A 26,828-nucleotide genomic window follows, 5' to 3' on the forward strand; every position below is an offset into this window, starting at 1 on the left:
ACACACATGTCTGATTACAACATCTTTACTTCTGAATCGGTCTCCGAAGGCCACCCGGACAAACTGGCGGATCAAATCTCTGATGCGGTCCTGGACACCATCCTGACCGACGATCCGCACGCCCGAGTTGCCTGTGAAACCATGGTAAAGACCGGCGTTGCCATTGTCGGCGGTGAAATCACCACCAGCGCCTGGGTTGATCTGGAAGACTTGGTTCGCGGCGTGATCAAAGACATCGGCTACACCTCTTCGGATGTTGGCTTTGATGGCGACACCTGTGGCGTGATCAACATCATCGGCAAGCAGTCCGTCGAAATCGCTCAGGGCGTTGACCGCCAGAAGCCTGAAGACCAAGGTGCCGGTGACCAAGGCCTGATGTTCGGCTACGCCAGCAACGAAACTGACGTACTGATGCCTGCACCGATCACCTTCTCCCACCGTTTGGTTCAGCGCCAGGCCGAAGCCCGCAAGAGCGGACTGCTGCCGTGGCTGCGCCCGGATGCCAAGAGCCAGGTAACCTGTCGTTATGAAAACGGCAAAGTGGTCGGCATTGATGCCGTTGTACTGTCTACCCAGCACGATCCGGACGTCAGCCAGGAAGACCTGAAAGAAGCGGTGATGGAGCTGATCGTCAAGCACACTCTGCCGCCTGAACTGCTGCACAAAGACACCCAGTTCCACATCAACCCGACAGGCAAGTTTGTGATCGGCGGCCCGGTAGGTGACTGTGGTCTGACCGGCCGTAAGATCATCGTAGATACATACGGCGGCATGGCTCGCCACGGTGGCGGTGCCTTCTCCGGCAAAGACCCCTCGAAAGTTGACCGCTCTGCGGCTTACGCAGGCCGATACGTTGCCAAGAACATCGTTGCTGCCGGTCTGGCCGAGAAATGTGAGATTCAGGTGTCCTACGCCATCGGTGTCGCACAGCCGACATCTATCTCGTTGAACACCTTCGGCACCGGCAAGCTCAGCGATGAAAAGATCGTTGATCTGGTACGCGCACACTTCGACCTGCGCCCCTATGCCATCACCAACATGCTCGACCTGCTGCACCCCATGTACCGGGCCACAGCAGCCTACGGCCACTTCGGCCGTGACCCATACGAAATGACGGTTGGCGGCAAAACTTTCACCGCCTTCCCATGGGAAAAGACTGACCGCGCAGCGGCTCTTAAAGACGCTGCGGGCATCTAAACAAGCTTCAGGCGCATGACGGAGTTCATGCGCCCAAACAGAACCAACCGGAGAACACCTATGAGCAACTTCGACGACTACAAAGTACGCGATATCGCCCTGGCAGATTGGGGGCGTAAAGAAGTACACATCGCCGAAGGCGAAATGCCTGCCCTCATGAAGCTGCGCGAAAAGTACAAAGCCGAGCAGCCGCTGAAAGGCGCCAACATCATGGGCTGCATCCACATGACCATCCAGACCGCCGTGTTGATCGAAACACTGGTTGAACTGGGTGCGAACGTTCGTTGGTCTTCGTGCAACATCTTCTCGACTCAGGATCAGGCCGCAGCCGCCATCGCCGCCCAAGGCATTCCTGTATTCGCCTGGAAAGGTGAAACCGACGAAGAATACGAATGGTGCCTGCACAAGACCGTTGGCGCAGACGTAGACGGCTGGGAACCCAACATGATCCTGGACGACGGCGGCGATCTGACCGAACTGCTGCACAAAGAGTACCCGCAGATCATTGCTAACTGCCACGGCGTGACCGAAGAAACCACCACCGGTGTTCACCGTCTTCAGGAAATGCTGCGCGACGGCACCCTGAAAATCCCGGCGATCAACGTGAACGACTCTGTTACCAAGTCCAAGAACGACAACAAGTACGGCTGCCGCCACAGCCTGAACGACGCCATCAAACGTGCCACCGACCACCTGCTGTCAGGCAAGAAAGCACTGGTTATCGGCTACGGCGACGTAGGTAAAGGCTCGGCTCTGTCCCTGCGTCAGGAAGGCATGATCGTAAAAGTCACCGAAGCGGATCCAATCTGTGCCATGCAAGCCTGCATGGACGGTTTTGAAGTTGTTTCTCCGTACATCGACGGCATCAACACCGGCACCGAGCAAGGCATCAACGCGGACCTGCTGGGCACCACCGATCTGCTGGTTACCACCACCGGTAACGTCAATGTGTGCGACGCCAACATGCTGAAAGCCCTGAAGAGCGGCGCAGTAGTGTGCAACATCGGCCACTTTGACAATGAAATCGACACCGCTTACATGCGCAAGAACTGGGAGTGGGACGAGGTTAAACCGCAGGTACATCTGATCTACCGCGACAAAGCCACTAACGACCACCTGATTCTGCTGTCTGAAGGCCGCCTGGTGAACCTGGGCAACGCAACCGGCCACCCCTCACGGATCATGGACGGCTCGTTCGCCAACCAGGTACTGGCACAGATGTACCTGTTCGAGCGCAAGTTTGCCGACCTGCCGGAAGACGCCAAAGCCAAGGGCGTTTACGTTCAGGTTCTGCCTAAGCAGCTGGACGAAGAAGTGGCTCGCGCCATGGTTGAAGGTTTCGGTGGTGTGATCACCAAGATGACTCCGGACCAGGCCAAATACATCGGCGTGCCGGTAGAAGGCCCGTACAAGCCAGAAACATACAGGTACTAAGCGGACAGAATCATGCAATCCCAAAAACAATTCAAACGGCGCTTCAGCTTCGAGTTTTTCCCGCCCAAGACAGATGCGGGCAAAGAAAAACTCCAGGTTGTTCGCGACCAACTCGCCGAGGTGAACCCGGACTTTTTCTCGGTAACCTTCGGCGCCGGCGGCTCAACCCGTGACCGCACAATAGAAACTGTGCTGAATTTGCATCAACAGGGCATTTCCACAGCACCACACTTGTCCTGCGTGGGCGGCAGCCGCGAAGAGATCAGTCAACTGCTGGATGAGTATAAAGCGAACGGCATTAACCGGATTGTTGCCCTGCGGGGCGACCTGCCTTCTGGCATGGGGGCTTCTGGGGAGCTGCGCTACGCCAACGAGCTGGTCGAGTTTATTCGGGAACACAGCGGTGATCACTTCAACCTCGAAGTGGCCGCCTACCCGGAATTCCACCCGCAGGCTCGCAGCGCGGAAGATGATCTGAAGAATTTTGCCCGCAAGGTACAGGCTGGCGCCAACAGCGCAATCACCCAGTACTTCTTTAACGCGGACAGCTACTTCTACTTCATCGACCGTCTGGAGAAGATGAACATCACCATTCCGGTGGTGCCGGGCATCATGCCCATCGTCAACTTCTCAAGCCTGGTGCGCTTCTCTGACATGTGCGGTGCCGAAATTCCGCGCTGGATTCGTAAGCAGCTGGAAGCCTACGGAGATGACACCGTCAGCATCCGGAAATTCGGCGAAGAAGTGGTAACCCGTATGTGCGAAGACCTGCTTAAGGCCGGCGCACCCGGACTGCACTTCTACACCCTGAACCAGACCGAACCAAGCCTTTCGATCTGGAAGAATCTGGGTATTACCGACCGGGAAAAGATTTCCTTCTGATCTTTTCTCCACCGACTCTCTCCCGTCCCGGGAGAGAGTTTTTCTTTTTTATTCTGCCAATGAATCCCCCCTGATCACCTGAAACTCCTCGTTTTTTAGTCTAGAGTGTATCTGATGCAATCCCATTAACGCTCCCCGTGACGCGCAAACACAATTCTGCGTAATAGCGGCCTGTCTTATCGGGCAGAAGGAGCCATAACAAAAGCTAGGAGAAAGCATGAGCAGCAAATGGCTAAAAACACTGGGCGCAGGTTTAGCACTATCCGTGGCCGCAACGTCGGTCAGTGCAGAAACCCTTCGCGTAGTTACAGACCCCAGTTTCGTTCCATTTGAAATGATGGACCAGGAAACCGGCGAAATGATCGGTTTCGACATGGAAATCATCGCCGAGGTGGCTGAGCGGGCAGGTTTTGACTACGACCTGAACACCATGGACTTCAACGGCATTATCCCCGCCCTGCAAACGGGCAACGTAGACATCGCCATCGCGGGTATCACCATTACCGAAGAGCGCGGCGAGATCGTTGATTTCTCCGACCCGTATTACGATTCCGGCCTCCGAATTCTGGTTCGTACCGACTCCGACATGGACGAGATGTCCGATCTTGAAGGCAAAAAGATCGGCTCGAAAATCGGTAGTACCAGCTACGACTACCTGATGAAAACCCTCGACGACGATGACGGCGTAACCCCTTACCCGGGCAGCTCCGACATGTACATGGCATTGATGTCCCGCGCGGTTGACGCGGTATTCTACGACGCACCAAACGTCGGCTACTTTGCCAGCACCAAAGGTAAAGGTAAGGTCAAAGTGGTGGGTCCACTTTACGAAGGCCAGCAGTACGGCATTGCCCTGAAGAAAGGCAGCAAGTGGGTTGGCCCGGTCAACGAAGCCTTGGCTGAAATCAAAGACGACGGCACCTACAAAACCATTTACGAAAAATGGTTCGGACCGATGCCTGAAGACAAATAAACCTCCACTCGTACCGGCCAGGGTGCACAACACCCTGACCGGTTACTCCCAACCCAACGGAGACACACACTGTGGAATTCCAGTTTCAGTTTGACTGGCAGGCAGCGATACATTCCATTCCCTATCTCGCCAAGGGTATCCCTTACACCCTGATGATTTCCTTCGGTGGCCTCGCCATCGGGTTTATTCTGGGCATCATTTTCGGCTTGCTCAGCATCAACAAAAAATGGTTTTTGCGCTGGCCGGCCACGGCTTACATCGAAATCTTTCGCGGCACACCCATTCTGGTGCAGGTACTGTTCATCTTCTACGGCTTGCCCGACTTGGTCGGCGGCCCGATTGATCCGCTCACCGCGGGTATAGCCGCCATCGCGCTGAACTCGGGTGCCTATATTTCGGAAGTGGTTCGTGGTGGCGTACAGTCCATCGCCAAGGGCCAAAGCGAAGCGGGCCTGTCTTTGGGCTTGTCACGCACACAGACGTTCTGGTCGATCATCTGGCCTCAGGCCTTCCGACGCATGATCCCGCCACTTGGCAACCAAGCCATCGTCAGCATCAAGGACACATCCCTGTTCTCGGTGATTGGCGTTGGCGAACTGGTTCGCCAGGGTCAGGTTTACATTGCCAACACCTTTACCGCCTTTGAGGTGTATTTTGTGGTGGCCTTAATGTATCTGGCAATTACCTTGTCCTTGTCTCTGGTTCTGCGACTGATGGAACGTCGCGGCCTTGCATCCGTCTGAAGGAATCCGAACCATGACTCAGATAGTCACGATGAAGGGCATGAATAAATATTTTGGCAAACTGCATGTCCTTAAAGATATCGACCTGTCCGTTGAACAAGGCGAGGTGGTGGTCATCATCGGAGCCAGCGGCTCCGGAAAATCCACCCTGATTCGCTGTGTAAACGGTCTGGAAGAGTACGAATCCGGCACCCTGAATGTCGATAGCCATGCCTTGGCCCCCAAGGGCGGCAACCAGAAAACTCTGGCCGAGATCCGCAAGGAAGTAGGCATGGTGTTCCAGCAGTTCAACCTGTTCCCTCACCTTACGGTGAGAAAGAACATCATGCTGGCCCCGATGAAGGTGAAAAACACCTCTCAGGTTGTGGCCAACGCCACAGCCGAGCGTCTTCTGGAGCGCGTGGGCATTGGCAATCAAGCCGACAAGTACCCCAGCCAGCTATCGGGTGGGCAGCAGCAACGGGTAGCGATTGCCCGGGCGCTGGCCATGGAGCCCAGGCTGATGCTGTTCGACGAGCCCACCTCGGCGCTGGATCCGGAAATGATCGGCGAAGTGCTGGATGTCATGCGAGAGTTGGCCAAAGAAGGCATGACCATGATGGTGGTGACCCACGAAATGGGCTTCGCCCGCGAAGTGGCAGACCGGGTCATATACATTCACGAAGGGCAGATTGTCGAAGAAGGCAAACCTTCCGATGTCTTCGACAACCCGCAAAACGAAAGGACGCAAGCGTTCTTGTCCCGGGTCTTGGCACACTAACGAGCCGCCCTTTCCTACCCCGATGCCCCGATTTCGGCTATTCGCGAGAACGCACGAAGTCGGGGTTTCTGTTTCAAGAGGATTGTTTCCAATCATGACCCTATCAGCCCCTCAGCCCCACGCCTACTACGAAAGTAACCGGTTGCTGGCTGAATACGCAGAATTCCACTTTGGCGACACTTGGTATGGCGTGGAAAATTTCCCGAAAGCTCTTGCGGAGCGTGCACTCGATGCCATGGAAAACAAACCCACCGGCAAAGCACTGGATTTAGGCTGTGCCTGCGGCCGCGCAAGCTTCGAGTTGGCAAGGCAGTTTAGCAAAGTGGAAGGCATCGACTTCTCGGCCAACTTCGTTAATCTGGCCTCTGAAATGGCGAAACAAGGTTCAGTTCGCTATCCGCTAACCGAAGAAGGTGAGCTGGTAAGCGAGCGTACACGGTCGTTGAAAGACTTGGGGCTGGATGCCTCCGCGCCGAAGGTATCTTTTCATCAGGGCGATGCCTGTAATCTGGAAGAGCGTTTTACGAGATACGACCTGGTGCTGGCCGCCAACCTGATTGACCGGCTGTACAAACCCAAACGCTTCTTGAACAGCATCCACCAGCGCATAAACAACGGCGGCATTCTGTTGATTGCCTCGCCTTATACCTGGCTGGAAGAGCACACTCCGAAAGAAGAGTGGATCGGGGGATTCAAAAAGGACGGTGAAGATTACACCACCTTAGACGGTCTGAAAGAGTTATTGACCCCGAATTTCCGACTCATACAGGCGCCAGAAAAGGTGCCCTTTGTGATCCGAGAGACCCAGCACAAATACCAACATACCTTATCGGAAGTGACCCTTTGGGAACGACGGCCGCGGTAAGCAATATTTGCGGGCCAGGCCTTCCGGCTCGCCAATACATGATGAGCCTGCCACTATAACGGGGGCAGGCTCAATATCGCCTTCAAAGCAAAGACACAATGGCCTCGTGCTCCTCATTGATCTTGGTACGGGTGTCATCCGCCAGGAAGCGCGCAATCTTTTTACCTAAAAAGGGTACATCAGACTTCACGTTGATGTTGATGTAGTTAATGCAGCGATCCCCATTGCCCTGAACACGCATAACGCCTTTGATCTTGGCAGGGACACCTTCAACTTTCACCCGAAACTCGCAGTGCCACTCGCCGTCATCTTTTTTGACCCAATGCTCTTCCTGACGGACTTCGTTCCACTCACGATGAAAACTGGCAAGTATTCCCGGCACCTCGGCCGAAGCCTGCATTTCACGTTCGACAACCAGCTTTCCGGCGACGGAGTCCTTTTGCACATCGACAACTTTTACGTTGCGAGCTCCCACTTTCTCGTTCTTGGCAAGAATCAGTTCTTCTGAAAAAAAGTGGCTGATCACGTGATCAAGCCCCGCATCGTATGAATGCTCAAGTGTCAGTTCCATAAATCCTCCATCGTATGATGACGCTATTGTTGCGACACACAGGATCTTCAGCATTGGCCCTGAGGTCGGCGCGCTCTGGCAAGGAGGCCAGAGCGAATGGATCACACTTTAATTCTTCCGAGCTGGCTTTTCGGCGCGTGTCGTTCAATGTGCCCCGGTAGTCAGCAGCCGCTGTTAACTGTATTATCCGGACTGGTTAACAGCGAACAACTTTGATCTTCAAACAACTGCCCTACTGGAGCCCCGCCCTATGCGTAATGCTGACCTGGTCGCCCGCGGCCTCAAATCTGTGTGGCACCCCTGCACCCAAATGAAAGACCACGAAACCCTGCCGCTTGTCCCCATCAAACGTGGCGAAGGTGTTTGGCTGGAAGATTTCGAAAACAACCGGTTTATCGACGCGGTCAGCTCTTGGTGGGTCAACCTTTTCGGCCATTCGAACCCCAGAATCAACGCGGCGATTCAGCAGCAGGTTAGTGAACTGGAACACGTCATTCTTGCCGGTTTCACCCATGAACCCGTGGTGAATCTTTCAGAGCGACTGATTGAGGTAACACCGGAAGGCCTCAATAAGTGCTTTTATGCCGACAACGGATCATCGGCCATCGAGGCTGCGCTCAAGATGAGCTTTCATTACTGGAAGAATCTGGGCAAGCCGGGCAAAAAGAACTTTGTGAACCTGAGCAACAGCTACCACGGTGAAACCCTGGGCGCTTTGGCGCTCGGCGATGTTGGTTTGTACAAAGACACCTACCAGCCGTTGCTGATGGAAGTGATCACGGCACCTTCCCCGGATGCCTACAATGCAGAGCCCGGAGAAACCGATGAAGCCTACGCCTTGCGTCAGTTCGAGGCGATGGAAAAACTGCTGGCCGAAAAACACGATGAAATCTGCGCGGTTGTGGTGGAGCCTTTAATCCAGTGTGCCGGCGGCATGCGCATGCACCACCCGATTTACCACACCAAGCTGCGTGAGGCCTGTGACCGCTATGGCGTGCACCTGATAGCCGATGAAATCGCCGTCGGCTTTGGCCGCACCGGCACTATGTTTGCCTGTGAACAATCCGGCATCACGCCTGACTTCATGTGTTTGTCCAAAGGCCTGACGGCAGGCTACCTGCCGCTCTCGGTCGTGCTGACCACCGATACCGTCTACGATGCGTTCTATGATGACTACGAAACTCTGAAAGCCTTCCTGCACAGCCACAGTTACACCGGTAATCCCATCGGCTGTGCCGTCGCCCTGGCCACGCTGGACATTTTCCGGGACGACAACGTCATCGAGAAGAATCGTCAGCTGTCTCGTTGCATGGCCGAGTCCGTCGCGCATTTGGCCGACCATCCCCACGTCGGCGACATCCGCCAACACGGCATGACCCTGGCCATCGAGATGGTCAAAGACAAGGCGTCCAAGACCCCGTTCCCCTGGCAGGAGCGCCGTGGCCTGAAAGTGTACCAACACTCACTGACGCGCGAAGCCCTGCTACGTCCACTGGGGAACGTGGTATATTTCATGCCCCCTTATGTCATCACTGAAGAGCAGATTCGTCATCTTGCTCAGGTGGCAACTGAAGGCATTGACATCGCCGTAAAAGGCTAAGGAGCACCGGCCCCCATGCGTATACCCAGAATTTTCACCGACAGCCCTCTGAACGTGGGCAGCCAGTGTGAACTCGATGAAAACGCCGCAAATCACGTTGGCAGGGTACTGCGCATGCAGCCGGGGCAGGAGTTGCGGCTCTTCAATAACGATGGCTGCGATTACCGCACAACCATCACTCAGGCCAGCAAGAAGAATGTCACGGTTGAAGTCCTGAGCCGTGAGGACAATGCAACAGAATCGCCACTAAATATCACCCTCGGGCAAACCTTGTCGAAAGGTGACCGCATGGATTACGCGGTTCAGAAAGCGGTGGAAATGGGCGTCACCACCATTGTGCCGCTGAGCACCCAGCGCAGCGACGTGAAACTGAAAGGCGACCGTGAAGAAAAACGTCTGCGCCACTGGCAACAGGTTGCAATCAGCGCGGCCGAACAATGTGGCCGAGCAAAGGTGCCCGAGATATTACCGGTGATGTCGGTCGAGGAATGGCTGGAATACAGCCAATCCTGCGATCTGCGACTGGTGCTTCACCACCGCACAGAGCAATCTTTGAACACGCTCGACACACCTGCCAACGTTGCCCTGATGATCGGACCTGAAGGCGGACTAACCGCCGACGAGATCGCCCAAGCCGAGCATAGCGGCTTTCTGCCGGTCGCCCTTGGCCCCCGGGTTCTACGCACGGAAACCGCTCCGGTTGCCGCCATGGCGCTTTGCCAGTGGTTGTGGGGAGACATCGGCGGTTAACCGATTCATGACCGTGACACGCAATTTTAGCGGCAGCTCAGTCATTGACAGAACCTGCTGTGCTCCACATCATTCATAGCTTATCAACAGCCAGCCGAAACCCTTCTGGCAATAACAACTGACGATGCGAGCTCAGGATGACAGATTTATTTTCTACCCCGGAATTCTGGCAGTACCTCAGCATTCCTGTAATCGCCGCTATGATCGGATGGGGTACCAATTGGCTGGCCATCAAGATGACATTCTATCCTTTGGAATTCATCGGCAAGCCGCCCTTGCTCGGCTGGCAGGGCATCATTCCCTCGAAGGCCAGAAAAATGGCGGCCATCAGCGTCGATGCCACCATCTCCAAAATCGGCACCGTTGAGGAAATTTTCGAGCAGATAGATCCGAACGTTCTCGCTGCCCACATCATCTACACCGTTGAACCGCGCGTTGAAGAATACGTCGACGAACTCATGCTCAGAGAACACCCCACCTTTTGGGAGAATCTGCCCTCGTCGGCACGCAAGCTGGTGTACGAACGGGTCAGAAAAGCCACTCCGCAACTGGTTGACAACCTGGTTCAGGATATCGCCTATAACATCGAAGATTTGCTCGATATCAAAGGCATGGTGATCGATCGTCTGGCCAAAGATAAACGCCTGCTTAATCGAATTTTTCTGGAATGCGGCGATGTTGAATTTCGGTTCATTATTAATTCCGGTCTGTACTTCGGTTTTCTCTTCGGGCTTATCCAAATGGCGGTTTGGTATCTCTATCCAGCCGTCTGGGTACTCCCGGTATTTGGCCTGCTGGTCGGATGGGCGACCAACTGGATCGCCCTGAACGTGATATTCCGCCCCTTAAAACAACACACAATCGGCCCACTAAAGGTTCAAGGCCTCTTTCTAAAGCGTCAGCCGGAGGTGGCTCAGTCTTTCTGCCACATTGTGACTCACGAGATCCTTACCGTAGGCAACATCATTCAGGGCATACTGGAAGGTCCGAAAGGCGATCGCGCTCGCAACATGGTAAAAAAACACATCAAACCGCTGGTCGACGAGACCGCCGGCCTGGGCAAAGCTTTCACTCAAATGGCCTTCGGTCCCACCGGTTTTGCAGCACTGAAGAATCAGGTAGGTGAAAAAGCCATTAGTATCTCGCACAGCTCCTTCGACAACCCGGCGTTTGAAAAAGACCGGGCTCGCGCGGTTGAATCCATAATGGTGGAAAGGATGGTTGCGCTCTCATCAGAAGAGTTCCAGGACCTGCTACGCCCCTGTTTTCAGGAAGACGAAATCAAATTGATCCTGGTTGGCGCGTTCCTCGGAATGGCAGCCGGTATCGGCCAGCTGATCTTTATTTTCGGCGACGCCCTCCTGTAAAACTAAGGAATACTGTGCAGAGAAGCTGCACATATCTATACTCACAGGACAAATCACTCAAGACATACCCGTTCGGAGGCAATGGATGCCGGGATTTATCTCTTGGGTTTCAGGCTTGTTTGCGAAAAAACCGCCCGTGCAAACTATGCAAGAAACCCGCTTGTTCAACCATCCGGCCAGTGAGCCATCCGCCAGCGAAGACTCTTCAGCCAAAGCTCCCCCTCGCCTGGAAGCGCATCTGTTTTGCTGGCTACTGGACGTTCAACCGGCCCAACTTAAAAAGACCGCATCCAGCGCTGACAAGGTGCTGGCCGAGTTAGAACGCCGGTTGCAAACCAACGCCCTGGAAGAGCTGCCGCGCAAACCCGGCACCTTACCAATGCTCATGCGAGCACTGTCTGCGGAAACCACAGATCGAAAGCACGTCACCGACATCATCCTGAGTGACCCGTCCCTGACCGACCAGCTGCTTCAGGTAGCCAACAGCCCGCAGTTCAAGCCGGGAGATTATCTGATCGAATCGGTTGACCAAGCGGTTTTTGTTCTCGGGCTCAACGGTATCCGAAACGTGATTACAGCGGCGGTCATGCGCCCGATGATGGCCGCCAGAAACAGTTCGGAAGCGCTCTTCGCGCAAAGAGCATGGCGCTGGGGACTGACCTGCGCCCGGTCCGCCGAGATGATTGCAAGAATTCACAACGACGATACAAGCGCTCACTTTATGGTGGGATTGCTGCCCTCTCTGGCCTACATCACCATACGCCGGGAAGTCGCCGCCATCTGCAGAGCTCAAAATATTGAAAATGAGCCGGAGCCCGCATTGTTCAGGCTAGCTTTAGCACAACACCAATGGGCCACGTGCCAGTTACTGGCCAATATTTGGGCGTTGCCGCCGAAATACCACGCGTGGCTACTATCGGCCGAACGGCCGGCTCCAAAACAGGAAAACTGGCCGCTGCTGGATGGACTGTTGGTGGGTACCCGGGAAGTTTTGCGCCATGCCCGGCAGCGCAACCTGGCCGAAGAGGATCTGCTGAAGCTTGTGCACATCTCACCTCAACAGCTTGATCAAGTCCGAGCGGCCGTTCTGACCATGCTCAAAGATGGCAAAACCGACCAGTAAACTTAGCGGAGCCGTCAAAGCGGCTCGCTATTGTTTTTTCTCACCGAGCAATTCAGCAAAGCTGACATCATCACGGCCACGGGACAATTCAATTAGCTGGGCCGGCAAGGCATTCCCGGGTAGCCGATCAACCACCCGGTCTTCATCACGACGGATCACCTGCAACACTGAGTCAACCGTAATCAGGTCGAGCGCGCGTCCCGGCACCAGTTGATCGCCGTTGCGCCCGGCTAGACTCAGAATACCCGCCCGGATCAATTTGTCGCTGATGCGACGCGTGACCTCACCCGGCACTCGTAATTCGTGCTCCAACGACTCTTGCTGCGGTGCCGGTTCTCCGCGGCTGAATGGCTTCGCCACCATCCACATCAACGCCAAGCCCACGCGCTCCTGCAACTCTGGCGCCATTTGCACATTGCGCTTCTTCGCCACCGATCCCGGGTTCTGCATGTAGTAGGCCAAACTGGCTCCCAGCAGCAAAATCATCCAGTTCAGATAGATCCAAATCAGCAGAATGATCCCGACCGCAAAGCCCGAATAGATGGCAGCGTACTTCGCCGATCCCGCTACGAACGAGGCAAACAGCATTCCCCCTGCCTGCCATAAAATACCCGCGAGCAGACCCGCCATGAAGGCATAGCGGAACTTAACCCGTGTGTTGGGAATGAAGATGTAGACAAACGTGAACGCGGCTACCACCAAGAAGAACGGTGTTAAACGACTGGCGAGAACAATCAGCGAACCAAAGGGCTCTATAGCCATCAACTGCTGGGCCAAGCTCGAAGACAGCAAAGTGGCGGTTGCACCAACCGCAGAAACCATCAACAGCGGACCAATCATGATCACACTGAGATAGTTGCTGAATCGCTGTGCCATGGAGCGCATATCGGGAACGCGCCAGATCATGTTGAAGGAGCGTTCGATTTTCTGGACCAGCGAGATCACGGTATAAACCAGCATCGCCAGCCCCACCGACCCCAACACCCCAACCTTAATGTTGTCGACGAACCCGAGGATCTGCTCAGCAATTTCGATACCCTGCGGCCCCATCGGCTGGAAGAACTGGTACAGAAACGGCTCCATGCGCTGATGCACGCCCAACGCTTTGAGCACCGAGAAACTGAGTGCCAGCAACGGCACGATACTCAGAAGCGTTGTGTAAACCAGACTCATGGAATGGAGAGTGAGCTGACCGCTGATGACATCCCGAACCAATGCATACAAAGACCGGCCAGACTTATACAGCCATGTCCACGGCCAGGATTGAGGCGGATTAGGGTTAGAAAGAATCCAGTCTTCAGCGGCCTGAAGCCGCTCTTTAAATTGGGTAGACGCCACGTAGAGTCCTACTTTGTTTGTCTTTTCTACAGCTTATCAGGCAGATGGCCGTAAACAACCCGCTGTTCCTCATTTTAAACCGCTTTCAGATTTTTCGCGGTAATGCCCACAATCCGCTGCCGGGCCTCTCGACTGGCCCAGGCGGAGTGAGGTGTCACGATCAGATTCGGAATATCCTCAGCCAGCAGCGGGTTACCGTTGCGCGGAGGCTCTTCGGTTAATACATCGAACCCTGCCCCGGCAATTTGCCCCTGCCTCAACGCATTTGCCAACGCACGTTCATCAACCAAACCTCCCCGGCTGGTGTTTATCAGCAACGCTGTCGGCTTCATCAGCCCCAGCTCTCTCTCGCCAATCAAGTTGCGAGTTTCGTCCGTCAGCAAACAGTGCAGCGATAACACATCCGCCTGCGCCAACAGCTCATCCAGCGGAATGCGCGGATAACCATCCACACTGCCGGTTTCCTGGCCCGGACGGCACCCCAGCAGCACGTTCATTCCAAACGCTTTCGCTCGCTCAGCGACACCCTGCCCCAAATCGCCATAGCCCAGAATACCGAGGGTTTTGCCCTCCAGTTCCATGATTGGATGGTCCATCAGACAGAACATGTCGCTGCGCGCCCAGGTGCCGTTTCGGGCATCCCGGTTGTAATCCAGCAAACGCGTAGCCAATGCCAAAATCAACGCCATCGTATGTTGCGCGACGGTGGAACGGCCGTAGTTGGTCACGTTGAGAACGGCAATGTCGTGCGCTTTTGCAGCCTCAAGATCAATATTGTTCAAACCGGTTGCCACCACCGCGATGGTGTTCAGTTCCGGGCAGGCTTCAAAGTGCTCCCGCCCCAACACGACCTTGTTCACCAGCACGGTGTCGAACCCACGAATGCGCTCCAAGACCTGGTCCGGCGCGGTACGCTCGTGACAAGTTAATCCGCCCGTTACCCTGTCAATGGAGGACAAGTCCACATCATCGCCAAGGGTTTTGGCGTCCAGAAAAACGGCTTTCATACTTTTCTCCTGTCTCAAGCGATGAACAGATTAAGCTAGACTGAAACAAACTGATCAATCCCGGAGGCGCACCATGGAGCACGAATTCTGGCACGAACGCTGGGCCAAAGAACAAATTGGCTTTCACGAAGGCACCGTCAACCAGTACCTGCACGATCACTGGCCAGAACTGGCCGGCTCAGGGACCGATGCGGTGTTTGTACCGCTGTGCGGCAAAGCCCACGATATGTGGTGGCTACACGACCGCGGCCATCCTATCATTGGTGTAGAGCTCAGCGACGTAGCTTGCAAGGACTTCTTCGAAGAAGCCGGCGAAAAAGCGATGGTTAGCCCCGGCGAGCCGTTCACCACATTCACCCACGGTAACCTGCAACTTTGGTGCGGCGATTTTTTTCAGCTGGTACCGCAAGACCTCAAGCACATCCGCCTAGTTTACGACAGAGCCGCCCTGATAGCGCTACCACCGGAAATGCGCAAAGATTATGTGAACCACCTGACAGCCGTCACTCCCGATAACACCACTATTTTGTTGATCACCCTCGATTACGACAACAACGAAATGAAGGGGCCTCCCTTCAGCGTCAGCGATGATGAAGTGCATCAGCTCTTTTCCGAAGACTACTCGATCACCCGCATACACAAGCAAGACATGGCTCACGACAGCCCGTTCGCCAAGCGAAAAGGACTAAGCAAAGGCGCCACGGAAAGCGTGTTCAAGCTCACCAAAACATAATTTAATGAACCCATTCAGCACTCGACCTGTCCAACCTCACGAGTCTGAACTAAGCTCAAATTAAACAAACCATTCAACCATTCACACGGCCCCGGAACGTCAACAGCCGGGGCGCTACGGAGACACTGCGTGAGTTAGAACTGTCTATAACAAGCGAATGTAAGCGAGGGTATCTATGAGCATTCTGCAGCATTTCAAAGACCGGTATGCACAAACTCAGGAAGAAGAATTCTCTCTTGAGGAATACCTGGAGATCTGCAAAAACGATCCAACCGCCTACGCCTCCGCCGCGGAGCGTATGTTAATTGCCATCGGCGAGCCGGAACTGATTGACACCTCCCGAGACCCTCGCCTCTCACGTATTTTTTCCAATAAAGTCATCAAGCGTTATCCGGAATTCGACGAGTTCTATGGCATGGAAGAAGCCGTGGAAAACATCGTGTCGTTTTTCCGCCATGCCGCCCAAGGGCTGGAAGAGAAGAAACAGATTCTCTACCTGCTGGGCCCGGTCGGTGGCGGCAAATCGTCCCTCGCCGAAAAACTGAAAGCACTGATGCAAAAAGTGCCTTTCTACGCCATCAAAGATTCACCGGTAAACGAAAGCCCGCTGGGTCTTTTTAACCCCGACGAAGATGGTCCGATTCTGGAAGAAGAATACGGCATCCCGGGCCGCTACCTGAAAAGCATCATGTCGCCATGGGCGGTTAAACGTTTGCACGAGTATGGCGGCGACATCAGCCAGTTCCGGGTTGTGAAACGCTACCCTTCGATTCTCGACCAGATTGCCGTCTCGAAAACCGAACCGGGCGACGACAACAACCAGGACATTTCCGCGCTGGTTGGCAAGGTCAACATCCGCATGCTCGAGGATTTCTCGCAAGATGATCCGGATGCCTACAGCTTCAGCGGTGGCCTCTGCAAAGCCAACCAGGGTTTGCTGGAGTTCGTGGAGATGTTTAAAGCTCCGATCAAAGTGCTGCACCCACTACTAACGGCCACTCAGGAAGGCAACTACAACACCACCGAAGGCATGGGATCGGTGCCCTTTGACGGGGTGATACTGGCCCACTCTAACGAATCCGAGTGGCAAACCTTCCGCAATAACAAACACAACGAAGCCTTTCTCGATCGGGTGTATATCGTCAAAGTGCCGTACTGCGTGCGGGTGACCGAAGAGATCGAGATCTACCGTAAATTGCTCAAGAACAGTTCTCTGGCTGGTGCGCCCTGCGCTCCGGACACCTTGGATATGCTGGCTCAGTTCTCGGTGCTGTCCCGGATCAAAGACCCGGAAAATTCGAGTATTTTCTCCAAAATGAAGGTGTACGACGGCCAGAACATCAAAGACACCGACCCGAAAGCCAAATCCATTCAGGAATATCGGGATGCGGCTGGGGTTATGGAAGGCATGGATGGCTTGTCCACCCGTTTCGCCTTCAAGATTTTGTCGAAAGTCTTCAACTTCGACACCACGGAAATCGCGGCCAACCCGGTTCACCTGCTGTATGTGCTGGAAAAACAGATCGAGCAGGAACAGTACGCGGCGGATACCCAGGAAAAATACCTGCGCTTCATCAAAGAGTATCTGGCACCGCATTATGTCCAGTTCATCGGCAAGGAAATCCAGACGGCGTATCTGGAGAGCTACAGCGAGTACGGCCAGAACCTGTTCGACCGCTACGTCACCTACGCCGACCTGTGGATTCAGGATCAGGAATTCCGCGACCCGGAAACCGGCGACATTCTGGATCGCTCTTCCATCAACGACGAACTGGAGAAAATCGAAAAACCGGCAGGCATCAGCAATCCGAAAGATTTCCGCAACGAAGTGGTCAATTTCGTGCTGCGGGCCCGTGCCAACAATCATGGGGAGAACCCGTCCTGGCTCAGCTATGAAAAGCTGCGCAGCGTGATCGAGAAGAAAATGTTCTCGAACACCGAAGACTTGCTACCGGTTATCTCGTTCAATCCGAAAGCCAGTCAGGAGGATCAGAACAAGCACAAACAATTTGTCGAACGCATGGTCGATCGGGGTTACACCGAGAAACAGGTCCGCTTGCTTGCCGAGTGGTATCTGCGTGTACGTAAGTCCCATTAACGACCAGCGGGAGCAGTAATATGGGCATGACCCACATAGTCGACCGGCGCCTCAACGGTAAAAACAAGAGCGCGGTGAACCGGGAACGGTTCCTGCGCCGCTACCGACACCACATAAAGAAGGCGGTTTCGGAAGCTGTTCAGCGCCGTTCCATCACCGATGTAGAGCGGGGCGAAAAGGTCAGCATCCCTTCAAAAGATATACAGGAGCCAACCTTCCGACATGGCGCAGGTGGACGCCGTGACGCGGTGCACCCCGGCAACCAAGAATGGGTCGCCGGTGACACCATCGCCAAACCCGAAGGCGGCGCTGGTCGAGGCCAGGGCCAAGGACAAGCCAGCCCCGATGGCGAAGGCATGGACGAATTCGTGTTCCAGATCACTCAGGAAGAGTTTCTGGAATTCCTGTTCGACGACCTGGAATTGCCAAACCTTGCCCGCAAGAAACTTAAAGATACTGAATCCTTCAGTTTCGTGCGGGCGGGCTTCACCAGCCAGGGCGTGCCGGCAAAACTTGATGTCGTTCGTTCACTGCGCGGAGCTCACGCCCGACGACTGGGCTTGAGTGGCGCTCGAAAGAAAAAGATCCGCGATCTGGAAGCGCAGTTAGAGGCCCTGAAAACAGCGCCGGATGATTTGGACCCAGCCTTCAGTCACGAGGACCAAATCAAAGCACTGATGGAAGAAATTGCGGAACTCAAAGCCAACGTAAAACGTATCCCGTTCATCGATGAAATCGACCTGCGCTACCGGCAGCACCAAAAACAGCCGAAGCCTGCGACCAGTGCGGTGATGTTCTGCCTGATGGATGTCTCCGGCTCGATGACCCAGATGCACAAAGACATCGCCAAGCGCTTTTTCATTCTTCTCTACATGTTTTTGAAAAAGAACTACAAGAAAATCGATGTCGTGTTTATTCGCCATCACACCAGTGCGAAAGAAGTCACCGAGGAAGAATTTTTCTACTCTCGCGAAACCGGCGGCACCATTGTTTCAAGCGCGCTGAAGCTGATGCGGAAAATTATCGAAGACAGATACTCGCCTGCGGAATGGAACATCTACGCCGCGCAGGCCTCTGACGGCGACAACTGGAACGATGACTCACCCACCTGCGGCAAACTGTTAGCAGAAGGCATTTTGCCGCAAGTGCAATACTACTCGTACATCGAGATCACACCGCTGGATCATCAGACCCTCTGGTATGAATACGAAAAACTGATGGCGGAGCACCCGCAAAGCTTTGCCATGCAACAGATTGCTGACCCAGCGGACATATACCCGGTTTTCCGGAAGCTGTTCGAGAGGAAAGCTGCATGAATGAATCAATGGATCGCCCCAACGATCTGGACGGCCCTGAGCCACGGGCCGGCAAACCCATTTCGACCAGTTCGGAATGGACTTTTGAACTGATCCAAAAATACGATGAAGCCATCGCAGAATGTGCCGCCGAGTTTGGGCTGGACACCTACCCCAACCAAATAGAGGTGATCACCGCAGAACAAATGATGGATGCCTACAGCTCGGTGGGCATGCCGGTAGGCTACAACCATTGGTCGTTCGGCAAGCAGTTTCTGCAAACGTCCAAAGGGTACCAAAGAGGCCAAATGGGACTGGCCTACGAGATTGTGATCAACTCCAACCCTTGCATCGCTTACCTGATGGAAGAGAACACCCTGCCCATGCAGGCACTGGTTGTTGCTCACGCCAGCTATGGCCACAACTCCTTTTTCAAAGGCAATTATCTGTTCAGGACCTGGACAGACGCCAACGCCATCATCGACTACCTGGTGTTCGCCCGAAACTATGTGTCTGAGTGCGAAGAGCGCTATGGCATTGATGCCGTCGAAGAGATTCTCGACTCCTGTCATGCTCTGATGAATTATGGCGTAGACCGCTACAAACGCCCGTCTCCTATCTCGGCCGAGGAAGAAATTCTCAGGCAAACCGAACGAGAGGAATACCAACAACGGCGGATCAACGACCTATGGCGCACCATTCCGAAACCGGAAGAAGACGACCCGGTTAAACGCAAACCCCGGTTCCCCTCTGAGCCACAAGAAAACCTGCTGTACTTCATTGAAAAGAACGCGCCTTTACTGGAAACCTGGCAACGAGAACTGGTGCGTATTGTGCGGAAGCTAGCGCAGTACTTTTATCCCCAGCGGCAAACTCAGGTGATGAACGAAGGCTGGGCCAGCTTTTGGCACTACACGCTGCTGCACCGTTTGTACGAAAAAAGCCTGGTGAATGATGGCTTCATGCTGGAGTTCCTGCAAAGCCATACGTCGGTTGTCTACCAACCTCCGTTCAACAGCCCATGGTATTCAGGCATCAACCCTTACACGCTTGGGTTCTCGATCTACACAGATTTACGGCGGATGTGCGAAACCCCCACCGACGAGGACCGCGAGTGGTTCCCTGACATCGCAGGTACAGACTGGCTGGAAACGCTTCATTTCGCCATGCGGAATTTCAAAGACGAGAGCTTCATTCTGCAATACCTTTCACCTAAGGTAATGCGGGATCTCAAATTGTTTGCCATTGAAGACGACGACACCGAAAACCACTACACGGTCACCGCGATTCACGATGAAACCGGCTACCGGGCACTGCGTGAAAAACTGGCCGCACAATACAATCTGAGCTATCGGGAACCGAACATTCAGGTTTGGAATGTGGATGTACGGGGCGATCGCTCACTAACACTGCGGCACATACCTGTGGATCATATCCCCTTGGACAAACACACCGATGAGGTTCTTCGTCACGTTCACCGGCTTTGGGGGTTCGATGTTTTTCTCGAAACGGTGGACAACGGCAAGGTACAAAACACTCACCGCTGCCCACCTGAGTCCGTCGATGACGATTGAATGCCCCTCGTCCCTTTAGCTTATAGCTTAAAGAACTAAAAAAGAGCGATATCACCGGAACGCTTTTCATCGAGGTGTCGTCTACTAATCGGTATACTAACGCTCATAATTAGAACTAACACATTGACGGAGAGAACAAAGGAATGGCACGCCTCAACACCCTGGATGCGTCTTGGTTAGCCGTAGAGTCTGAAGACACCCCCATGCATGTGGGCAATCTGCAGATTTTTTCATTACCCGAAGGGGCATCTGAAACCTATCTGCGGGACATGGTCACCCGCATGAAGGAATCTCATGATGTGGCTGCACCCTGGGGAGACAAACTGGCTTGGTCAGGTTTTCTCGGCCGAGTGATTGCCCCCTCATGGAAAAAAGATAAAGACATCGACCTCGATTACCACGTCAGGCATTCCGCACTGCCCCGCCCTGGCGGTGAACGGGAACTCGGTATTCTGGTATCGCGCCTTCACTCAAACCCTCTGGATTTTGCCCGGCCACTCTGGGAATGCCATGTTATTGAAGGGCTGGAAAACAATCGGTTTGCGCTGTATACCAAAATGCATCACTCGATGATTGATGGCATCAGCGGTGTACGATTGATGCAGCGCGTTCTGACAACCGATCCGGACCTTCGGAACATGCCGCCACCTTGGGCGGTTCAGCCCAAAAAACGCAGAGCCCACAAAGGTGACCGGGAGGCCAGCGTACCCGGTGCTTTCTCTCAAGCCATGGAAGCCTTGAAGCTCCAAGTCGATATGGCACCTCGGTTATGGCAGGCCGGTAACCGCCTGGCCCAGTCTGCTTTGCACCCTGAAGATGGCCTGACGGCTCCGTTTACCGGGCCGGTATCGATTCTGAACCACCGGGTAAAAGGCCAGCGCCGGCTCGCTACCCAGCATTATCCAGTGGACCGTATTAAAGCATTGGCTCACGCCTCCGGCGGTTCGCTGAACGACATTGTTTTGTATTTGTGTGGAACCGCTTTACGCCGTTTCCTGCTCGAACAGAACAGCCTTCCTGATACGTCGTTGACGGCCGGTATACCGGTCAACATCCGCCCGGCTGACGATCAGGGAACGGGCACTCAAATCAGTTTCATGATTGCTACGCTGGCAACCAACGAAGCCGATCCGTTGAATCGCCTTCAGCAAATCAAAGAATCCTGCCGCCGCGCCAAGGAACACTTGCAGCAGCTGCCCAAAAAGGCACTTACGCAATACACCATGCTGCTCATGTCGCCTTACATTCTGCAGCTGATGTCGGGATTGGGCGGGCGCATGCGTCCGGTATTCAACGTGACCATTTCCAACGTACCGGGGCCACAAGAAACCTTGTACTTTGAAGGAGCAAAACTGGAGGCGACCTATCCCGTTTCGCTGATTGCTCACGGTGGTGCGCTGAACATTACCTGCCTAAGCTATGCGGGCACGCTCAACTTTGGCTACACCGGTTGCCGGGACACCCTTCCCAGCATGCAGAAAATCGCGGTGTTCACTGGCGAAGCTTTGGATGAACTGGAAGCTCTGATTCTGCCGCCAAAGCCAAAGAAAGCTCAGGCTCGCAAAAAGAAGCAGTAAGGTCTAGCTACTCTCCCAGTGGCCAGCCCCGATAAGGATAAGCTGCAAAAATCGGGTGGTGCGCTTGCGCACCAGCTCGATCTGGTAGTCGTCTTCCGGTGAAATACTGAGAATATCAGTCAAGCTGAAGGCGACTGTCCGAACCACCAGCTCACACGTCATATCCAAGTCCGAATCACTCAGATGTGGCAGTAATTTGAGCCGGCGCAAATCGTTGGCCAACTCACTGGCAAAAAACCGCATTTCGCTGCGAATCCCTTCCTGAACGGCACGGCTTTCCCCCGCCAGTCCTTGCGCCATAAACATGAAAAAGTTGCGATTGGCCAAGGCGTGGGCCACAAATATACCCACCGATTCTTCAATCAGTTTGTCGGCTTGCAGCACGTTTTCCCGAGCTTCACGCATCATCCTGCGCAACACCAACCCCAGCTCATCGACCAGCTGCAACCCCAAATCATCAACACTTCGAAAGTGTCTATAAAAGGATGTGGGCACCACACCTGCCTGCCGCGTCACTTCCCGAATACCGATGCTGGCGAAGTGTCGCCCTTTACCCACCAGCGTCAGTGCCGCCGTCATCAGCTTTTCGCGAGTTTCTCCCGGTCGCCGCCTTTGTACATCTGCCATGGTTCTGTCCGTACAACAATATCAGGTTCACAAGTGTACACATTCGCTCGATTAAAAACCTTCCCGACTTGTCATTTTGAGCCAGCTTTCAACACAAACCATTGCTCAGGGTCAGGCGCTTGTGTACAGTCGTACACATTAAGTGAACAACTGTACACAAGACTTCTCAGCTTTAGCCTATGCACCTGGAGACATACCATGCTGGCAAAAATCACCCCGTCCAAAGCGATACACTGGCTAGGCCGGCAATTACTGAACCGCGAAGACCCCGGCGCATTTTTTGATCCTTTGACCACCGCCATCAACCCCATGTGGGCGCAACAATACACACCGGCCCGGGTAGAGCGAATCACCGAAGAAACCGCAGACACCAAGACCTTTGTGTTGAAACCGGCTCATCGTTGGGGTGGTTTCAAAGCTGGCCAACACCTGAACGTAGGCATCGACATCAACGGTGTTCGACGGACCCGAACCTTCAGCCTGTCCAGCTCACCGGCCCTCTGGAGAAATCAGGGGCTGATAACCCTGACCATCAAGCGTTTACCCGGCGGGCTAGTCACGAATTGGCTTCACGACGAGCTGAAAACGGGTGACGTAATCGGGCTGTCGGAAGCTTTTGGCGATTTTCTGATTCCGGAGGAGAAGAGATCCGTTCTGTTCATTGCAGGCGGCAGCGGCATTACTCCGATCCTTAGCCATCTTGAAACCATGGCTCTGGAAGATTATCCAGGGGCCGTCACGCTGCTCTATTACGTGCGCACTCAAAGCGATGTGATCGGTGAGGAAAGGCTGATCGCGTTGCGTAATCGCTACCCGTCTTTCGCCCTGAACATCATCACCACCCACGAGGGTTCAGAGCCTCGCTATCTGACGGGGCAGGATCTGGATTTGATCCCAGGCCTGGCAGACCGTGAGATCTTTCTGTGCGGGCCCAAAGGTCTGATGGAGTTAGCCACGGATCAGCTTAGCCAGCGCGGCGTTTCCAATGACCGACAACACAGCACCTTCTTCGCGCCACCGGCTCCGGCTCAGCTTGCTTCTACCGACATCGGCGGTGAAGTGACGTTCAGCAAAAGCAATCTGTCCGTGGACTCTAAAGGCGACGCCAATTTACTGGAGATAGCCGAAGCCGCAGGCCTGACGCCCCGGCATGGCTGCCGCATGGGTATATGCCACCAATGCACCTGCACGAAAACCAGCGGCACGGTGGTGAATCGGCTGACGGGCAAGACCTCCGGCTCCGGTGCCGAGAGCGTTCAATTATGCATTTCCGTCCCCCAGGGCCCGGTGGCTCTGGAAGCATAACTCTTTTTACTATTTGCACTGTGGCCGGACTGGCTACCAGGAGTACAGAATGAATACGCTAAGTGACCAACAGCTGGACGAGCTTCAAAAAGACCTCGACGCCATCCGTGACGAGGTGCTGGCCGATCTCGGAGAACGAGATGCCAATCACATCCGCAGCATGGTTCGCCTGCACCGAAAACTCGAAGTGGGCGGCAGACTATTGATGCCGTTCGGTTTCATTCCACCGGTATTTCTTGCGGCGACTGCGTCATTGGGTCTCGCTAAAATCCTCGAGAACATGGAAATCGGCCACAATGTTATGCACGGCCAGTACGACTGGATGAACGACCCCAGCCTGAACTCCCAGACCTACGAGTGGGATACCGCCTGTTCCAGCGAATCCTGGCGCCGCACGCACAACTTCGAGCACCACACGTATACCAACGTGATTGGCAAAGACCGGGACTACGGTTACGCAGTGCTCAGATTGAGCAACGACGAACCCTGGAAACCCCGTCACACCTTTCAGATCCTGAACTATGCGGCGTTGAGCATCCTGTTCCAGTGGGGGGTTGCGCTGCACGAACTGGAAGCGGAAAAGTTGAGCCATGGGAAAAGTCATCTGAAAGAGAAGCGCCCGTTTCTGAGACTCGCCGCCAAGAAAGCGGGTCGCCAGGCGTTTAAAGATTATGTGTTCTTCCCTGCTTTGACCTTACCCGTTGCCCCAATCGTGCTCGCCGGCAACGCCGGAGCCAATCTGATTCGCAATTTGTGGTCGTCTACGGTGATCTTTTGCGGGCATTTCACGCAGGATGCGGAAACGTTTACCGAGGAGGAAGCTGAAGGGGAAAGCAAAGGCCATTGGTATCTTCGGCAGCTGACGGGGTCGTCCAATTTTACCGGCGGGAAATGGCTGCACATCATGAGTGGGCACCTAAGTTTTCAGATTGAGCACCACGTCTTCCCGGACTTGCCCGCCCATCGCTACCCGGAAATATCAGAAAAGGTTCAAACCGTGTGCCGAAAGCACGGTATCCACTACAACACTGGCAGTTTCGGAAAACAGTACAGCACGGTGCTAAAACGCATCCTCCGTTACTCCTTGCCGGAGCGAATTACTCGCCGGCCAGCTGTGGCTTAACTTCGGCTGAGCCGACCGAGTGGCCGCTTACGTCCATGGCGGTCACTCTGTTTCGGCCTTCCGTTTTAGAGGTATAAAGCGCCTCGTCGGCTGCCGCCACCACGTCATCGGGCTCAACCGCAGAGCCCGATCCGACCACGGCCACACCAATGCTCACGGTCACCGATTGGGCCTCACCTTCCCATTCGAACCAAAGATCGGATTCAATGCTGGCCCGAATTTTTTCGGCTAGCTGCTTGGCCCCCACCGCATCGGTGTATGGCAATACCAATGCGAACTCTTCGCCGCCATAACGGCAAATAATGTCGGTTTCGCGCTGAACAAGGTTGATTAGTTTATCCGCCAATTTGCGCAGGCATTTGTCTCCGGCCTGATGCCCCAGGTTGTCGTTAACCGCTTTGAAGTGGTCAACGTCCAGCATGATGAGCGCCAAAGCCCCTCTGCGCCGGCACCGAAATACTTCCTTCCGTAAATGTGTGTCAAAGTAACGCCGGTTGAACAGGCCTGTTAGTCCGTCGGTCGAGCTCAACATTTCCAGCTGCCGGTTCGCGGATTCCAAAGCGGCCGTGCGCTCCGCAACACGGGATTCAAGCACCGTATTCATTTCACGCTGGATTTTTTGTGCTTCCTGAGACATATGACGCAAACGGTCCGCCAGCGCTATCGACAACAAAATAACCTCGAACGCTGAACCAATCTGAATGGCATATTCGGTTACAAAATTAGCGGGCAGCACGCCAAACGTTTTAAACAAATAGATCAACATGCCCGCCAGCAATGCCGTCCATGCCAACATAAAAAAGCGCGCTGGTCTGAAATTCCGATACAGGCACAAACCTCCGGCAAACATCACCAGTATTGCTGCCATAACCGCGACAAAACTATTAAAACGTATAACCGGTGCGTAATCCGGCGCAACAATTGGCGCCACAGTCGCCAGCACAAAAGTCCCGATCATGAAAAGAAAAACTCGATTCAAGATCGGCGCGTTGGTTTTCAGCGCCAAAAACGACCGTGCGAAGCTCAGCACAAAAACCATGCCCGATGCGATAAAAACGGCGACGGAGCGGTTGTTCCACCAAGGAGAATTCGGCCACAGATGCTCGAAAGAAAGGCCATTCAGACTGAATTGAAGAGCACCATAGTTAAGAATATACCCCGAATACCAAAGGTAGTTGGTGTCTCGAATCGAAAGGTAGACCAGAAGACTGAAGATCAGCATGGCCGCCAGCAAGCCGTAAAACAGTCCCAGAACAAATCGTTCCTGATGGTCTGCGTAACTAAAGCCGTCCAAACTCCATAGCTTGGTGCGCATTTGCACCGCGCCACTGGTTTTCACGCGGAAGTACAAATCGACAGCTTCGCCTCGACTCAAATCGAGACCGAAATTGATGTTGTGATGATCCTTCGCACGTCGGTGAAACGGTACGGAATCACCCGCAATCTGGCGTTCCACCGGGCCCGTCGCTCGAACAATAAACAATTCCATTTGATCGATAATCGGATACAGAGCTTCAATCACCCACCGATCGTTCGGGCTGGAAACGTTTTCCACGCGGGTGTGAAACCAATAGGTCGAGCTGCTGAAGCCAAAATTATAGGCGCTTTGCGGAGCCTCTTTGGAGCCAAGTTCAGGCCAACGCCGTTTGATCTGATAAATAGTCAGATTGGAGGTAGGGTCTTCGTAGTAAGCGAGCTTTCGGGAAAGATCAATCTCGTCACTTGCCCGATCCAGCCTGACAGACAAGCTATCGGAAGCCCCTGCAGCAAATACCTGCAACGAGCTGAAAGCCAGCATTACAACTAACAGCAGACGAATCAAGGGGACCCCGAATCATGAATTATCTGGTTCTATGTGCGAACCTAAATAATAGCTGACTTGACGT

The 26,828-nt window shown here is 54.2% G+C and carries 23 protein-coding genes; 18 read left to right on the top strand and 5 right to left on the bottom strand.

From position 1 onward, the window contains the following. Positions 1-6: 6 nt before the first annotated feature. From metK to DOQ08_RS07970, 7 genes are all read left to right on the top strand, one after another. Positions 7-1,197, top strand: a complete 1,191-nt coding sequence (gene metK / locus DOQ08_RS07940; protein WP_114334369.1) for a methionine adenosyltransferase — start codon at positions 7-9, stop codon at positions 1,195-1,197. A 60-nt stretch (positions 1,198-1,257) separates the two neighbouring features. Next, positions 1,258-2,631, top strand: coding sequence for an adenosylhomocysteinase (ahcY, locus tag DOQ08_RS07945; RefSeq protein ID WP_114334370.1), 1,374 nt, complete (start codon positions 1,258-1,260; stop codon positions 2,629-2,631). 12 nt (positions 2,632-2,643) lie between these two features. Beyond that, on the top strand, positions 2,644-3,513 hold the full coding sequence (gene metF / locus DOQ08_RS07950; RefSeq protein ID WP_114334371.1) for a methylenetetrahydrofolate reductase [NAD(P)H]: 870 nt from the start codon (positions 2,644-2,646) through the stop codon (positions 3,511-3,513). A 217-nt stretch (positions 3,514-3,730) separates the two neighbouring features. Then, positions 3,731-4,486, top strand: coding sequence for a transporter substrate-binding domain-containing protein (locus DOQ08_RS07955; protein WP_114334372.1), 756 nt, complete (start codon positions 3,731-3,733; stop codon positions 4,484-4,486). Positions 4,487-4,557: 71 nt separating this feature from the next. Continuing rightward, positions 4,558-5,229: an amino acid ABC transporter permease gene (locus DOQ08_RS07960; RefSeq protein ID WP_114334373.1), complete on the top strand. Its 672-nt coding sequence runs from the start codon at positions 4,558-4,560 to the stop codon at positions 5,227-5,229. 13 nt (positions 5,230-5,242) lie between these two features. Further along, positions 5,243-5,989, top strand: a complete 747-nt coding sequence (locus DOQ08_RS07965) for an amino acid ABC transporter ATP-binding protein (protein WP_114334374.1) — start codon at positions 5,243-5,245, stop codon at positions 5,987-5,989. A gap of 94 nt (positions 5,990-6,083) precedes the next feature. Further along, on the top strand, positions 6,084-6,854 hold the full coding sequence (locus tag DOQ08_RS07970) for a putative 4-mercaptohistidine N1-methyltransferase (protein ID WP_227537547.1): 771 nt from the start codon (positions 6,084-6,086) through the stop codon (positions 6,852-6,854). Positions 6,855-6,936: 82 nt separating this feature from the next. Here DOQ08_RS07970 and DOQ08_RS07975 read toward each other — a convergent pair whose 3' ends face one another. Further along, entirely contained in the window at positions 6,937-7,425 is a 489-nt protein-coding gene (locus tag DOQ08_RS07975; RefSeq protein WP_114334376.1) for a DUF2505 domain-containing protein, read from the bottom strand. 250 nt (positions 7,426-7,675) lie between these two features. Here DOQ08_RS07975 and DOQ08_RS07980 point away from each other — a divergent pair, with 250 nt between their 5' ends. The 4 genes from DOQ08_RS07980 (at position 7,676) to DOQ08_RS07995 (ending at position 12,265) form a co-directional block, all read left to right on the top strand. Then, positions 7,676-9,025, top strand: a complete 1,350-nt coding sequence (locus tag DOQ08_RS07980) for an adenosylmethionine--8-amino-7-oxononanoate transaminase (RefSeq protein ID WP_114334377.1) — start codon at positions 7,676-7,678, stop codon at positions 9,023-9,025. A gap of 15 nt (positions 9,026-9,040) precedes the next feature. Beyond that, positions 9,041-9,775, top strand: a complete 735-nt coding sequence (locus tag DOQ08_RS07985) for a 16S rRNA (uracil(1498)-N(3))-methyltransferase (protein ID WP_114334378.1) — start codon at positions 9,041-9,043, stop codon at positions 9,773-9,775. Between the two features lie 137 nt (positions 9,776-9,912). Continuing rightward, positions 9,913-11,142: a hypothetical protein gene (locus DOQ08_RS07990; RefSeq protein ID WP_114334379.1), complete on the top strand. Its 1,230-nt coding sequence runs from the start codon at positions 9,913-9,915 to the stop codon at positions 11,140-11,142. 85 nt (positions 11,143-11,227) lie between these two features. Continuing rightward, the gene (locus DOQ08_RS07995; protein ID WP_114334380.1) at positions 11,228-12,265 is read left to right on the top strand and encodes an HDOD domain-containing protein; all 1,038 of its coding nucleotides are present in this window, start codon (positions 11,228-11,230) and stop codon (positions 12,263-12,265) included. Between the two features lie 27 nt (positions 12,266-12,292). Here DOQ08_RS07995 and DOQ08_RS08000 read toward each other — a convergent pair whose 3' ends face one another. Together DOQ08_RS08000 and DOQ08_RS08005 are read right to left on the bottom strand one after the other, a co-directional pair. Continuing rightward, the gene (locus DOQ08_RS08000) at positions 12,293-13,603 is read right to left on the bottom strand and encodes a YihY/virulence factor BrkB family protein (protein WP_114334381.1); all 1,311 of its coding nucleotides are present in this window, start codon (positions 13,601-13,603) and stop codon (positions 12,293-12,295) included. Between the two features lie 74 nt (positions 13,604-13,677). Next, a complete protein-coding gene (locus tag DOQ08_RS08005) occupies positions 13,678-14,610 on the bottom strand; it encodes a D-2-hydroxyacid dehydrogenase (RefSeq protein WP_114334382.1) in 933 nt (310 codons plus the stop codon). 73 nt (positions 14,611-14,683) lie between these two features. On the opposite strand from DOQ08_RS08005, the gene tmpT reads away from it, so the two are divergent. The 5 genes from tmpT to DOQ08_RS08030 all read left to right on the top strand — a co-directional run bounded on the left by tmpT (position 14,684) and on the right by DOQ08_RS08030 (position 21,887). After that, a complete protein-coding gene (tmpT, locus tag DOQ08_RS08010) occupies positions 14,684-15,343 on the top strand; it encodes a thiopurine S-methyltransferase (protein ID WP_114334383.1) in 660 nt (219 codons plus the stop codon). 175 nt (positions 15,344-15,518) lie between these two features. After that, positions 15,519-17,441, top strand: a complete 1,923-nt coding sequence (locus tag DOQ08_RS08015) for a PrkA family serine protein kinase (protein WP_114334384.1) — start codon at positions 15,519-15,521, stop codon at positions 17,439-17,441. A gap of 26 nt (positions 17,442-17,467) precedes the next feature. Beyond that, entirely contained in the window at positions 17,468-18,757 is a 1,290-nt protein-coding gene (locus DOQ08_RS08020; RefSeq protein ID WP_206074813.1) for a YeaH/YhbH family protein, read from the top strand. Then, the gene (locus DOQ08_RS08025; RefSeq protein WP_114334386.1) at positions 18,754-20,310 is read left to right on the top strand and encodes a SpoVR family protein; all 1,557 of its coding nucleotides are present in this window, start codon (positions 18,754-18,756) and stop codon (positions 20,308-20,310) included. Before DOQ08_RS08020 ends, DOQ08_RS08025 begins: the two co-directional genes overlap by 4 nt. 143 nt (positions 20,311-20,453) lie before the next feature. After that, a complete protein-coding gene (locus DOQ08_RS08030) occupies positions 20,454-21,887 on the top strand; it encodes a WS/DGAT/MGAT family O-acyltransferase (RefSeq protein WP_114334387.1) in 1,434 nt (477 codons plus the stop codon). Positions 21,888-21,890: 3 nt separating this feature from the next. Here the strand turns inward: DOQ08_RS08030 and DOQ08_RS08035 are convergent, their stop codons facing one another. Further along, positions 21,891-22,514 (bottom strand): TetR family transcriptional regulator, encoded by a 624-nt coding sequence (locus DOQ08_RS08035; protein ID WP_114334388.1) that lies wholly within the window; start codon positions 22,512-22,514, stop codon positions 21,891-21,893. A 198-nt stretch (positions 22,515-22,712) separates the two neighbouring features. Here DOQ08_RS08035 and DOQ08_RS08040 point away from each other — a divergent pair, with 198 nt between their 5' ends. Next, positions 22,713-23,819 carry a ferredoxin reductase gene (locus DOQ08_RS08040; RefSeq protein ID WP_114334389.1) on the top strand — a complete coding sequence of 369 codons (1,107 nt, stop codon included), beginning with the start codon at positions 22,713-22,715 and terminating at the stop codon, positions 23,817-23,819. 49 nt (positions 23,820-23,868) lie between these two features. Next, the gene (locus DOQ08_RS08045) at positions 23,869-24,942 is read left to right on the top strand and encodes a fatty acid desaturase family protein (RefSeq protein ID WP_114334390.1); all 1,074 of its coding nucleotides are present in this window, start codon (positions 23,869-23,871) and stop codon (positions 24,940-24,942) included. On the opposite strand, the gene DOQ08_RS08050 is transcribed toward DOQ08_RS08045, so the two are convergent. Next, positions 24,917-26,764: a sensor domain-containing diguanylate cyclase gene (locus tag DOQ08_RS08050; RefSeq protein WP_114334391.1), complete on the bottom strand. Its 1,848-nt coding sequence runs from the start codon at positions 26,762-26,764 to the stop codon at positions 24,917-24,919. The genes DOQ08_RS08045 and DOQ08_RS08050 overlap by 26 nt on opposite strands. Between the last annotated feature and the right edge of the window lie 64 nt (positions 26,765-26,828).

It is taken from the genome of Marinobacter litoralis, assembly GCF_003336705.1.
In the GTDB taxonomy this organism is placed as follows: Bacteria; Pseudomonadota; Gammaproteobacteria; order Pseudomonadales; family Oleiphilaceae; genus Marinobacter; species Marinobacter litoralis.